Annotated in this window: 13 protein-coding genes; 7 read left to right on the top strand and 6 right to left on the bottom strand. The window is 71.6% G+C overall.

What is annotated here, in order from left to right:
- On the bottom strand, positions 1 to 184 hold a 184-nt coding region (locus tag NUM_RS32130), incomplete at its 3' end, for a helix-turn-helix domain-containing protein (protein WP_207128689.1).
- A 308-nt stretch (positions 185 to 492) separates the two neighbouring features.
- On the opposite strand from NUM_RS32130, the gene NUM_RS32125 reads away from it, so the two are divergent.
- Positions 493 to 786 carry a hypothetical protein gene (locus tag NUM_RS32125; protein WP_207128688.1) on the top strand — a complete coding sequence of 98 codons (294 nt, stop codon included), beginning with the start codon at positions 493 to 495 and terminating at the stop codon, positions 784 to 786.
- 193 nt (positions 787 to 979) lie between these two features.
- Here NUM_RS32125 and NUM_RS32120 read toward each other — a convergent pair whose 3' ends face one another.
- Positions 980 to 1,492: a hypothetical protein gene (locus tag NUM_RS32120; RefSeq protein ID WP_207128687.1), complete on the bottom strand. Its 513-nt coding sequence runs from the start codon at positions 1,490 to 1,492 to the stop codon at positions 980 to 982.
- Positions 1,493 to 1,628: 136 nt separating this feature from the next.
- Between NUM_RS32120 and NUM_RS32115 the strand changes: the two genes are divergently transcribed.
- The 3 genes from NUM_RS32115 to NUM_RS32105 all read left to right on the top strand — a co-directional run bounded on the left by NUM_RS32115 (position 1,629) and on the right by NUM_RS32105 (position 4,330).
- The gene (locus tag NUM_RS32115) at positions 1,629 to 2,888 is read left to right on the top strand and encodes a sensor histidine kinase (RefSeq protein WP_225918994.1); all 1,260 of its coding nucleotides are present in this window, start codon (positions 1,629 to 1,631) and stop codon (positions 2,886 to 2,888) included.
- A complete protein-coding gene (locus NUM_RS32110) occupies positions 2,876 to 3,526 on the top strand; it encodes a response regulator transcription factor (protein WP_207128685.1) in 651 nt (216 codons plus the stop codon). Before NUM_RS32115 ends, NUM_RS32110 begins: the two co-directional genes overlap by 13 nt.
- Positions 3,527 to 3,772: 246 nt before the next feature.
- Entirely contained in the window at positions 3,773 to 4,330 is a 558-nt protein-coding gene (locus NUM_RS32105; protein WP_207128684.1) for a cupin domain-containing protein, read from the top strand.
- A 242-nt stretch (positions 4,331 to 4,572) separates the two neighbouring features.
- Here the strand turns inward: NUM_RS32105 and NUM_RS32100 are convergent, their stop codons facing one another.
- A complete protein-coding gene (locus NUM_RS32100) occupies positions 4,573 to 5,286 on the bottom strand; it encodes a winged helix-turn-helix transcriptional regulator (RefSeq protein ID WP_225918993.1) in 714 nt (237 codons plus the stop codon).
- A gap of 76 nt (positions 5,287 to 5,362) precedes the next feature.
- On the opposite strand from NUM_RS32100, the gene NUM_RS32095 reads away from it, so the two are divergent.
- Complete coding sequence (locus NUM_RS32095; RefSeq protein ID WP_207128682.1) at positions 5,363 to 6,262, top strand: SDR family oxidoreductase; 900 nt, start codon at positions 5,363 to 5,365, stop codon at positions 6,260 to 6,262.
- Between the two features lie 53 nt (positions 6,263 to 6,315).
- Entirely contained in the window at positions 6,316 to 7,158 is an 843-nt protein-coding gene (locus tag NUM_RS32090) for an alpha/beta fold hydrolase (protein WP_207128681.1), read from the top strand.
- 399 nt (positions 7,159 to 7,557) lie between these two features.
- On the opposite strand, the gene NUM_RS32085 is transcribed toward NUM_RS32090, so the two are convergent.
- The gene (locus NUM_RS32085; RefSeq protein ID WP_207128680.1) at positions 7,558 to 8,178 is read right to left on the bottom strand and encodes a CGNR zinc finger domain-containing protein; all 621 of its coding nucleotides are present in this window, start codon (positions 8,176 to 8,178) and stop codon (positions 7,558 to 7,560) included.
- 105 nt (positions 8,179 to 8,283) lie between these two features.
- On the opposite strand from NUM_RS32085, the gene NUM_RS32080 reads away from it, so the two are divergent.
- Positions 8,284 to 9,510: an MFS transporter gene (locus tag NUM_RS32080; RefSeq protein WP_225918995.1), complete on the top strand. Its 1,227-nt coding sequence runs from the start codon at positions 8,284 to 8,286 to the stop codon at positions 9,508 to 9,510.
- A gap of 109 nt (positions 9,511 to 9,619) precedes the next feature.
- On the opposite strand, the gene NUM_RS32075 is transcribed toward NUM_RS32080, so the two are convergent.
- Both NUM_RS32075 and NUM_RS32070 read right to left on the bottom strand, forming a co-directional pair.
- On the bottom strand, positions 9,620 to 10,147 hold the full coding sequence (locus tag NUM_RS32075) for a TIGR03086 family metal-binding protein (RefSeq protein ID WP_207128678.1): 528 nt from the start codon (positions 10,145 to 10,147) through the stop codon (positions 9,620 to 9,622).
- A 658-nt stretch (positions 10,148 to 10,805) separates the two neighbouring features.
- Positions 10,806 to 11,690, bottom strand: coding sequence for an SDR family oxidoreductase (locus NUM_RS32070; protein WP_207128677.1), 885 nt, complete (start codon positions 11,688 to 11,690; stop codon positions 10,806 to 10,808).
- Between the last annotated feature and the right edge of the window lie 154 nt (positions 11,691 to 11,844).

Raw genomic sequence — 11,844 nt, 5'->3', positions numbered from 1 at the left:
GGGGTGCGCTGGGCCGGTCGAGTAGACCGGCTGGTCCTTCGGCCTGGTAACGGCGTTTCCACTTGGTCAAGCAGGCGCGAGACACGCCGGCTTCCGCGGCAACGTGGGCCAGCGGTCGGGTGGCGCACCGCTGGATCAGACGCAGCCTTCCGGCCGGTGTGAGTGGGGCGTTAGCGTGGGTCACGAGGGGTAGGTCCTTGCTGGCAGAGACGGTTGGTCGCACTTCCATCCTGCCGCCGGGACCTACCCCTCCCTCATCGCCAGGCCGGTGTCAACAACCTCACGAACCACAACAGCTAGGTGTTCCCGATCCGGTCGGCGCCGCCATCAGATCCCGTCCGCTGTCAGTCGGTGTCCGCGGTGACAGCACGAGCACGGTCTGGGCTCGATGCAGCCGTTCGACTACTCGGTGTCGAACCGCTGATCGCATCCTAGGTGCGCAGATCACTTTCACCTGGAGGTGCGGTTATGAGGGGCAAGAGACTCGCCACGGTGGGGCTGTTCAGCGCCGTTGCTCTCGCCGGGGGCGTGGTCCCCGCCACCGCTGCGAACGCCGGTCAGGCGACGGCCCGGCCGAACAGCTTCGCCTGCGGCTTCGATGCCGACGGCGTGCGCATTCACAAGGACCACAGCACATCGTCGGCGGTGTTGGGGTTGGCCTACCGCTCTCACTCGTGCCGTGGGTACGGCGACTGGTACACCCCGGAAGGCGGCGGGTGGGTGAACCTGACGGACCTGACTACCGGTGTCACCGGTTGGGTCGCGTGGACGTACGTCGACTACTAGGGCGTGTCTTCATGGCTCCGCCCGGGCGAACGGGCCCGGGCGGAGCCGGGTGGCTGGCCATGAAGACACGTCCTAGCGCCCGGGTTGGGGTTCGGCTGCTGGTGATCGGCCCGACCCAGCGGGCGCGCCACGGTGTGGCTCAGCTCCGACAGGCCAGTTGACTGCAAGTCAGGGTCGCCGACCGCGGTCGGTGTCACGCCGGCGGCTCGGCCCGCAGCGCCAGCCGGCCGCACAGCGCGGCGAGTGGCAGCTCGGCGCCGAGCGCCATGGCGACCGCGGTGGTGAAGTCGCCGGCCGAGGCCGCGGTCGTGGTGTCGAACCAGGCGTCCACCACGAGCAGCGTCGCGGTCGCGGCGGCGGTCAGGGCGTAACGCCGGTCGCCGCGGGCGGCGAGCAGTCCGGTGGCAAGCAGGCCGAGCGCCTCCAGCGCGTCGAGCCCGACCCAGGCGAGCGGCCAGTGCGCCGCGGTCGCGGTGGCCGGCAGGCCGGTGGCCAGCACGTACAGCCACGGCAGCAGGCCGATCCCGCAGGCGGTCAGCAGCCGCCCGGCCCGCCGCGTACCCCGTGCCGGGCGGGGTTCCTCCGCCTCTTCGCGGGGCGGGACGAGCTCGGCGCGGTCGGCGTCTTCGCCGCTGGCTACGTTCTCGTCGCAGCGGATCTGTGGACCCATCGTCGTCCCCCGCTCCCGGCCGGTTCTCGCCTTCACGTGCTCCACCCTCCGCCGCGCACCTGGGCGCTGTCAGTCACGCGGGGTTCCGACTCGGGGGTGGAGACAGGTGCACCCCCGAACCGGGCGGGAGCGTCATGGCACGGGGATGGCCTGCGGCTCTACCGTTCGACGCATGCAACTCACGACGCGGCTGCAGCGGGTGCTGGTCCGCCCGTTCCGCGGGGCGGGACACCGGACCGCGTTCGTCGCCGCGGGTCTGCCGCTCCACCTCGCCGTGGTACCGCTGTGGCTCTGGCTGCTCGGCACGATGGCGGCGTTGGTGCCGGCCGTGGCTGCGCTGCCCGTGCTGCTCACGCTCGTGGTGACGCCCCTGCTGACCGCCGGGCAGCGGCGGCGCTACCGGGCGTTCGTCGGTCACGACCTCCCGCGCCCCGCCGCGCCCGGGCCGGGACGCCACTGGACCTCGGCGGTGCGCCGGCTGACCACGGGGGCCTGGTGGCGGCAGGTCTGCTACCACGCCGTGGCGGGTCCGCTGCTGGCCGTTCTGGACCTCGCCGTCCTCGCCGTCTGGGCCGCCGCTGCCGTGGCCGCCTCCATCTACGTGTGGATCTGGGCGCTGCCCCCGCAGTGGCAGGTCGCCGACCTCGGCTACACCCCGCAGGCCGCGTACCTCACCGCCGGCGGCCTCGCCCTGCTGTTCCTCGGGCCCCGGCTGACCGGCGCTCTGGCGCGGCTGGAGAGCCGGGCGGCCGAGGTCCTGCTCGGCCCCAGCCGCACGGAGAAGCTGGCCCGCCGGGTCGCCGATCTCGCCGAGAGCCGGGCGGGTGTGCTCGACGCCGCCGACGCCGAGCGGCGGCGGATCGAGCGCGACCTGCACGACGGCGCGCAGCAGCGCCTCGTCTCGCTCGCCGTCAACCTGGGCCTGGCCAGGGCCACCCTCGCCGACCTTCCGGCGGATGCCCGCCAGGTGATCGACGAGGCGCACCGTGAGGCGAAGGAGGCGATCGCCGAGCTGAACGACCTGGTACGCGGCCTGCATCCGGCCGTCCTCGAGGACCGCGGCCTCGACGCCGCGCTGTCCGGGGTCGCCGCCCGGCTCCCGATCCCGGTACGCGTGGCGGTGGACCTGCCGCAGCGTCCCTCGCCCACGGTCGAGGCCGTCGCGTACTTCGTGGTCTCCGAGGCGTTGACGAACGTGGTCAAACACGCCCGGGCGACCCGGGCGGAGGTGACCGTGGAGCGGATCGGGGAGACACTGCGGGTGGTCGTCGCCGACGACGGCGCGGGCGGCGCGGATCTCGCCGCGGCCGACGGCGGCACCGGACTCGCCGGGCTCGCCAAGCGCGTCGCGTCGGTCGACGGTACGTTCTGTTGCCGCAGCCCCGCCGGGGGGCCGACCGTGCTCACCGTGGAGCTGCCGTGCGCGCCGTGATCGCCGAGGATTCCCTGTTGCTGCGCATCGGCGTGGCCAAGGTGCTGGAGGCGGCCGGCTTCGAGGTGTGCGCGCAGGTCGCCGACGCGGAAGGACTGCTGGCAGCCGTCGAGGAGCACCGTCCCGACATCGCCGTGGTCGACGTGCGCATGCCACCCGGATTCACCGACGAGGGCGTGCGCGCCGCGCTCGTGCTCCGCCGCCAGTACCCGCGTACCGCCGTGCTCCTGCTGTCGCAGTACGTGGAGGAGCGGTACGCCGCCGATCTGCTCGCCGCCAACACCTCGGGCGTCGGCTATCTGCTCAAGCAACGCGTCGCCGACGTCGAGGAGTTCGCCGATTCGGTACGCCGGGTGGCCGTCGGCGGCACCGCGCTCGACCCGCAGGTCGTCGCGCAGCTGCTGGTGCGCCGGCACAGCGATCCGCTCGACCGGCTGACGCCGCGCGAGCGGGAGGTGCTGGAGCTGATGGCGGGCGGCCGGTCCAACTCGGGCATCGCCGCCGCGCTGTTCGTGACCGAGAGCGCGATCGCCAAGCACATCAACAGCATCTTCACCAAGCTCGACCTGCCCAGGGCCGACGCCGACCACCGACGCGTCCTGGCGGTCCTGCGTTTCCTGGGCGTCGCGACCGCATAGCGCGCGAGCACGCCGGCCGTGCCCGAGGTGTGTCGCTCGGGGCGCCGGAGGCTGACCACCGGATCCCGCCAGTACCCGGGTTCGCCGGCGCTGTGGCCGCCACCACAGGCCGTCACGCCCGGGGCAGGTGCCCCGTCATACGACTGCCACCGGACGCCCCGGACGCGCTCGTCGCACTCCGGTGCATCCGGTTCGCGGCCCCCAGCCGCTCGGCAGAGCTGTCACCGACCCGTACCGGGAGAACCGATGTCCGATCACCCGTATCCACCGGCCGCACTGACCAGAGGCAACCGCGCCGAGCGACTCGGCGCCGAGCCCAACACGACCTGGCTGATCGCCGACGCCGCCGACACCGGGGGCGTGATGAACGTGGTACGCACCCGCCTGGGAGCGGGCGTGGACGGGCCGCCACCGCACTACCACAAGGAATCCCCGGAGATGTTCTACCTCCTCGACGGGGCGCTTCGCGTGTTGGCCGGCGACGAGGTCGTCGACCTGGCAGCAGGCGACTACCTGCTCGTACCACCGTTCATGCCGCACGCCTGGGGCACCACACCCCTCGGCGCGGCCGACATCCTGATCGTGAAGGCTCCCGGCAACGACCGGTTCGAATACTTCCGCCTGGGGGACCGGATTCGCCGCGGCGAAGCCAGCCCGCAGGAGGTACTGGCCACCCAGCAGACCTACGACAACTGGTGGGTGCGAAGCCCTGTCTGGGACCGGGAACTGGCGACGCGGCACGGCGCGCGTCGACCGCTCGTACCGATGCCGGACCAGGAGGACAGCACGCCGGGGATCGGCTGAACCGAACGACGCTGGCGCCCGTGCTGCCACACCTGTGCACGGCATGCGCCGCGCGGGGGCCAGCCCAGACGACTGGCTCGGGCGCTTCCACCATCATCGACGTGCCCGTTACGAGATGGCACGATCCATGGCCCGCCACTGGCGTGCCGACGATCGCAGATGCTCACCCCGATCCTTTGTGTACCAGCGGATTCGACGGCCCGGGCGTGCCGCTGCCGAGGCCGGCGACGCCAGGGGAACGCTCACGGATGCGCAGGCTGGCCGTCCCGGCTCTCGTCGTCGTTGGTCTGCACCGGACTGCCCGCGAGGTCTGGTCGTGGCACGCAGGCGAGCAAGGCCCGGACGGTGTCATGGTCACCGGTGACGGTGAGATCGCCCGCGGCGAGCGCGTCGTTGAGGGTTCGGCGATGGACGAGGACGGCGGCGAAGGTGGCCGGATCGGTGCTGACGGCGGCGTCGGCGTCGGCGTCCTCGCCGCGGTGGATGTCGAGGTGACCATCGGCGGCGCGGATGGTGAAGGCATCGGTGCCGAAATGCAGGGTCCAGGTTGCGCTCAGATCGCCGGCGAGCTCGGGGTCGAAGTCGCCGTACAGCGCCAGCATCAGTGCATCGACGCTGAGGTGCGCCTCCAGGTCGCGGGACGGTGACATCCTGCCCCAGCGGCCCAGCTCGACCAGTACCGGTTGGAGGCGCTGGCCCCATTCGGTGAGTGCGTAGACGGCGGAACCGACCGGCGGGCCAAGTCGGCGGCGCATGACGATGCCGGACCGCTCCAGCGAGCGCAGCCGCTCCGACAGCCGGTTCGGGCCGATGTGCGGCAGGCCGGCGCGCAGATCACTGAAACGTTTCGGACCGAAGACCAGTTCCCGGACCACCAGCAGCGCCCAGCGCTCGCCTACCAGGTCCAGGGCGTGCGCCGCCGCGCACGCCTCGCCGTAACCACGGGTTCTCTCCACCCGGAGAACAGTACCAACTCGAATTCTTCAAGTTCCGATATTGTACTTTCTAGTTCCAACACGTAACCTCAGCGGCATGACGATCTTGATTACCGGAGCGACCGGCCGGCCCGGCGGGGCCACCGTGCGAGAGTTCGCTCGCCGCGGCACCCCAGTGCGGGCACTGGTCCGCGACGCAGCAAGGGCGCAGCAGCTGACGGCGCTGCCCGGCGTGGAGTTGGCAGTCGGGGACATGCTGTGGCCAGAGACGCTGGAGCGGGCGCTCGACGGCGTCGACACGGTGCTCATGATCTCCAGCGCCGGTCCGCTCATGCTGGAGACCCAGGCGACCTTCATCGACGCAGCGGTCCGAGCCGGAGTCCGCCACCTGATCAAGCTCTCAGGCGGCGACGGCCAGCCGGGCTTTGATCCGGAACGGTTCAGGTCCACCCGCAGCCACCAGCAGATCCAGCGCTATCTGAAGGCGTCCGGGCTGCCCTGGACGGTCTTGGCGCCCAGCCAGTTCATGCAGGTCTACCTGGAGGAGGCCGCGACCATCGCCGCCGCCGGCGAACTGCGGCTGCCGATGGGCGGCACCGCGCTGGCCCCCATCGACGTCGAGGACATCGGCCGCATCGCGTACACGGTGCTCACCACCCCCGGCCACGAGGGCCGAACCTATCCGATGACCGGGCCCCAGTCGCTCACCATGGCCGAGATCGCGGACCGTATCGCCGCCGGGATCGACCGGCCGGTCCGGTACGTGGACGTGGAGCCTTCGGTGAAGCGGGACGAGTGGCTCGCCGCCGGCTATCCACCGCCCCGCGCCGATGCGTTCGGCCAGCTGTTCGCCGAGCGCCGGCGGCACGGCGCGGCCCGGGTCGACCTGTCCAGTCACCGCACCTTCGACGTGGCACCGACCACGTTCGCCGCGTTCGCGGCCCGGGAGGCAGCCGCCTTCCGCGCCGAGGCGAAGCACGCCCGCACCCCGGTCTGACCCCGCCGGTCATCCCGGCCCGGCCAATCCACGTAGCAGTCCAGGAGGATCAGATGAGTGGCGAGACGTTCGTACTTGTTCATGGCGGTGGCCACGGTGGGTGGGCGTTCGGTGAAGTAGCGCCGTTCTTGGTGGAGGCGGGGTGCGCGGTGGTCGCGCCGGACCTACCGGGACACGGCCTGAGGGCACGGTTCGCTGATTCGTGGTGGACCCGGGCGAGAGAGCCCGGCGACTTCGCCAGCCACCGCTCGCCGCTGGGCCAGTTGTCGCTGGAGGACCTGACGGCTGCGGTGGTGTCGGTGGTCCAGCGGGTAGGCCACGCCGATCGGCCGGTGGTGCTGGTAGGACACAGCATGGCCGGAGTGGTGGTGAACCGGGTGGCGGAGGCAGTGCCGGAACTGGTGCGCCGGCTGGTGTACATCTCGGCATGGATGGTCGGCGCGGGGCGCTCGTTCGCCGACTACCAAGCCATGCCGGAGATGGCGTCAACCGAGGTCGGCTCCCTGGTACTGGCCGATCCCGCGGCAGTGGGGGCGTTGCGAATCGATTTCGGCTCGACGGATGCTGCCTACCGAGCCCGGGTCAAGTCGGTCTTCGCCGCCGACGTCGAGCAGCAGTTGTGGGACGCGGCAGCGCACCTGCTGACGCCCGACACCCCGGCCGGGGTGTTCGCCGAGCCGGTGGCGGTCACCGCCGACCGGTGGGGCACGGTGGCGCGCACCTACGTGCGATGCGCGGCCGACCGGGCGCTGCCTCCGGCGGCACAGGACCTGTTCATCCAGGAGGCCGACGCGTTCACCCCCGGTAACCCAACCAGGGTGCGGAAGTTGGCGACCAGCCATTCGCCGTTCCTGTCACAGCCCGAGCAACTGGCGCGCCTGCTCCTGGAGCCATGACCATTCCTGTGCCCAGATCGAGATCCTCGCCGACGACCGATCGTTGTCGGTGCAGCTCCTGAGCGCCACCACGGGCCGCCCGTCGACGCGATCGGCGGGGCTTGACGCGGCGGCTCTGCTTCGCCTGGCTCGCGCAGGGCGTCAGCTCGGGTGACCACTCCGGTTCGATTCGCCGGCGCCGCCAGGTGAGTAAGCTGGCTGGCGAAGCCTTCTCCCGTGCCGCCGATGACACCGGGGGTCGCTCGGCCACGGATGGGGTCCGCACGCAGGTTCGGCCGGGCGGACCGCGCTGATCGACGCGTCCGCTCAGAGCGGCCGGTACCGGCGACGCCACCGGGCGGCGCACCGGCGACGAGGTCGTCGAGAGGTGATCGGGGACCCGACAGGCGCGAAAGCGGCTCAGCCCGGCGGCAGCGGCTTGGCGGTCGATGCCCGGTGTCGTTGGTAGTGGCGGGCCACGCGGACGCGGTTGCCGCAGGCGGCGTGACACCAGCGTTGCCTGCCGTGTTCCCGGACGAAGTATCGGACGCAGGCGGGGCTGGCGCAGGCGTACAGCCGATCTCGCAGCGGGCCGGTCAGGAGGTCGATCGCGGCGCGGGCCAGCTCGGCAACGAGCAGGTCGGCGGCCGCCGCTCCGCCGGCCCGTTGGGCGGCCGTCGGTTCGCCGTCGTGCGGCCAGTCGAGGCACGGGGTGACCGGCACGCGCGCGGCGGCGGCGTTGACGACACCGACGGCGTCCTCGGCGGGGAGCAGGTGTGCCGCGTCCAGGTGGCTCGGTGGCGCGGGCTGCACCGCGCGGGCCAGTAGCGACCGGAGCGCCTGTCGCAGCTCGACGATGTCGCGTCGGGTCGCCTCGCCGAGCCGACCCGACGGTACGTCAGCCCGTTCCGCGCCGGACAGGAGGTCGGCCTGCTCGGCGAGCCAGTTCGTCAGGCCGGCCACGTCCGCGAGCCGGTCCACCGCTTGGCCGTCCTGATAGTGACGGGTGATCGCCAGTTCCAGCGCCAGGTGCCGCGTCATCATGCCTGCCCACAAGACAGAGTTCGGTGAACCCGAAGGTCCTTGCCGCTTCGATACCCCCAGGATAGTGTAACGGAAAATTCAGATTTACCATTAGGAGACGGCATGGCTCGGCCGGTCGCCACGCACGAACCAACCGTCCGGAGATCCGCGCGGCTGTGGACCCGCGACCTGAGCTACTACGCCACCGCACGGTTGGTGTCGCTGTTCGGCGACGCGATGCTGCCGATCGGCCTGATGGCCGCAGTCCTCGCCCTGGGCTACGGGGCGACGGGCGTCGGCCTCGTCCTGGCCGCCGAGATGCTGCCGTTCGCACTGCTCGTGCTGTTCGGCGGCGTGCTTGCCGACCGCTTCACGCCCCGCCCGATGATGGTCGGCGCAGACGTCGTCCGGCTCGGCTTGCAGGTGTTCACCGGCGCGGTACTGCTGGTCGGGCATCCGGCGCTCTGGCTGCTGATGGCGCTCTCGGCGGTCAGCGGCGCGGCCACCGCGATGTTCCAGCCGGGCGTGGCCAGCCTCGTCCCGCAGGTGTCGCAGGACGTGCAGCGCGCCAACGGCGTTCTCCGAATCGCCGAGGCGTTCGCGTCGATCGCCGGCCCCACGATCGCCGCCGTGGTCATCGCCGTAGCCGGTGTACCCGCGGTCTTCTGGGCCAACGCCGCGACGTATGCGGTCAGCGCGGTGTGCCTGCTGATGCTGCGCCTTGCCCCGGCCATCCGGCGCGCTGCGGCCGAAAGCATGGTCCACCGCCTGCGCGCCGGCTGGCGCGAATTCCGGTCCCGCACCTGGTTGTGGATGGTCATCGTGGCCTGGGTCGTCGCCGGCATCACGATGTTCGGACCGATCCGGCCGCTGACCGCGGTACTGATCGTCGGGCAGCACGGTACCAGTGCGCTAGGGCTGGTCTGGGCGATGTTCGGCGCCGGCAACCTCCTCGGAGGCCTCGCCGCCATGCGGATCCGGCCGCGCCGGCCGCTCGCCGCCGGCGCGGCAGCCATGCTCGCCTGGATGCTGATGCCGCTGGCCAACGCCGCCGCCCTCCCGCTGTGGGGAGTCGCAGTCTGCTTCCTGATCGGCGGTGCGTGCTGGGCGTTCTGGAGCGTCATGTGGGCCACGACGGTCCAGACGAAGGTACCCGCCGACCTGCTCAACCGTTTGTATGCCTACGACGTCGCCGGCTCGATCATCGCGATCCCCATCGGCCAGGCACTCGCCGGACCGGTCAGCGACCTCCTCGGCGCCCGAACCGCGCAGGCCGGCTCGGCGGCGATCGGCGTCGCGTTGTTCGCCCTGCTGCTGTGCGTGCCGGCAGTCCGTCGCCTCACCCGTTAGCTCCAGCCGGTCGAACCGCCTTGGCGCAGCCGGCCGAGCTGCGTTGGGAATAACGCAAGAAGCCGGGTTCCGATCGCGCCGTACGGCCGCCGTGCCCACCACCGACCCTTCAGCTGAGGTCGGAACTCGGATCACGGCCAAGGAACGCGATCAACCGGTCCGCGTTGCTTGCCGCCCTCGACAGCATCACCGGCACGCCGAACTGCTCGGGGCGCGTTGCTTCGGTGACCACCATCGGCGCCACGGCGAGCAGTTCGGCGGCAAGCCGCGGCGGTATCGGTCGATCGAGTCCGCATGCGCGGGCGATGTCCCAACCATGCACGGTCAGCTCCAGCGCCCCCACCACAGCCAATACCCCTCGAGGCAGTTCCCGTTCTGCGATCGTCACGGTGCTGGAGCTTTCAGACTGGCCGATGAGCTGGACGGCGCGGGCACGGACACAGGCGACGAGATCTCCGCCGACGTCGGCAGGTGTCGGCAGCGCGGCGACCCTGCCGAAGGTGAGGCCCTCGTGCAGCGCGGCGAGCGAGTCGTCCAGGTGCCGCAACAGGGCGGTCAGATCCCAGCCGCGGCATGGCGTCGTGCTCGTCAGCCGGTCGAGGGTGACGACGTTGAGGCTGCCCAGCGCGTACGCCACGGCGCGATCCAACGGCTCATCGTGCGCCGCCGTCACGCCGGCGCACCCGTCACCTGCGGCGGGCAGACCACCGACTCCGAGCGTCGGTCCCTGCGGTGCGTCTCCGGTACCAGGTGGCCTGCCTCATCGGCCGCACCGAGCACCGGGTACCGGCAGCCCACTGCCGCCGATCGCGGGCCTCCCGCGGATTCCACTGATTCGCCGTCCACCGCTCACCCTTCAAGGCTCTCCATCCTCACTGGTGCAGAGCATCGCGGCGGCGGAAAATCATCGGCCGGACTCCAAAGAGTCCCGGACGGCCGTATCGGATCGAGCGTCGCTGGATCCGGCCGATGCCAGGGACGACCAGCTACCACACAAGCGATCCCCGCACGCGTGCAGCCCGGGGGGCCACGACGATGCTGCCCGCCTGCTCCGGGGTCGGACGAATCCGGTAGCAGGTGTCTCCTTGGTGCCGCCGACACGGTCCTGCTGGCGCACCGAGTGGCCGTCGGGCACCACGCCGACCAGGTCTGGTCTCGACCGTCAGCAGACCGCAACCCGGGCTGGGCGCGCATGGCACGCCCAGCCTGGGTTGCGGGTTCGAGGAGCCGCAACGCTCGGCGGCGGATCCGGACGCGTCCGGGGGATCGCCGTCACCGCCGCCGCGGCGATCCGATCAGCTGCTTGGCGACACGAACTCCGCGGCGTGCTTGCGGGCGAACTCGGCGAACGTGGTCGCCGGGACGCCGAACGCGTGATGGGCGTCGAGGTTGACACCCGCGATCGGGGTCCGGTGGCGCTCCCGCGACTGCTCGTCGAACAGGTCCACGACGTGCGGTGGCAGGCCGGCGGCGGCGTACCGGCGGCGCTGCTCCTCGAAGCTCTCCTCGACATGGCGGAATGTCGTACCGGTGGCATCGGAGATGCGGGCGGCGATCTCGGGCATCGTCAGCGCCTCCGGGCCGGTGATGGTGTAGGCACGCTGCTCGTGACCGTCGCCGCGCAGTACCGCAACGGCGATCTCGGCGATGTCGTCGATGTCGACCGGAGCCAGCCGCGCGCCGCCGATGCTGGTCACGAGCTGCCTGGTGGCCGGGTCGACGCCGGTGATCGCACTGGGCAGGTAGTTCTGCATGAACTGGCTGGGCCGCAGGTGCGTCCAGGCCAGGCCCGAGCGCTCCAAGTACCGCTCGACCTGTCCGTGCCAGCGGGTACCGCGAAACACCTCCGGGTCGAAGCCGACGCTCTCCGCGCGTCCGGAGAACTTGACGATGTGCGGTACTCCGGCCGCTTGCGCGGCGTCGATGAAGCTCAGCTGGGTGTCGACCATCTCCTCTCGCGGCGAGGAGATCAGCAGCGCGCGCTTCACACCCTCCAGCGCGGGGCCGAGCGTCGCGGCGCGGCGCAGATCGCCGGCGACGACCGTGACGCCCGGCAGTTCGGCCAGCCACGGCGCCCGCGCCGGATCGCGGACCACCGCCCGCACCGGCGCGCCCCGGCGAGCGAACGCGCGTACGACGGCAGAACCAGCTTTGCCTGCCGCACCGGTAACCAGAATCATCATGTCCTCCTGTCGAATGCCGCACTCGGCGGCAGATCCGTTCCGTGCTGAGCCGCGCTCCGCGACTCCGACGGGCGTCGCCGCCGCGACGTGCTGTTCACCGGGACGGGCCGGCGGTCCCCGTGCCGATGCCGTCCCGTTCACCGACCCCCTC

It is taken from the genome of Actinocatenispora comari (genome assembly GCF_017312725.1).
Taxonomy (GTDB): domain Bacteria; phylum Actinomycetota; class Actinomycetes; order Mycobacteriales; family Micromonosporaceae; genus Actinocatenispora; species Actinocatenispora comari.
Note: the sequence above shows the minus strand (reverse complement) of the source record. Positions and strands in the feature narration are given on the sequence as shown.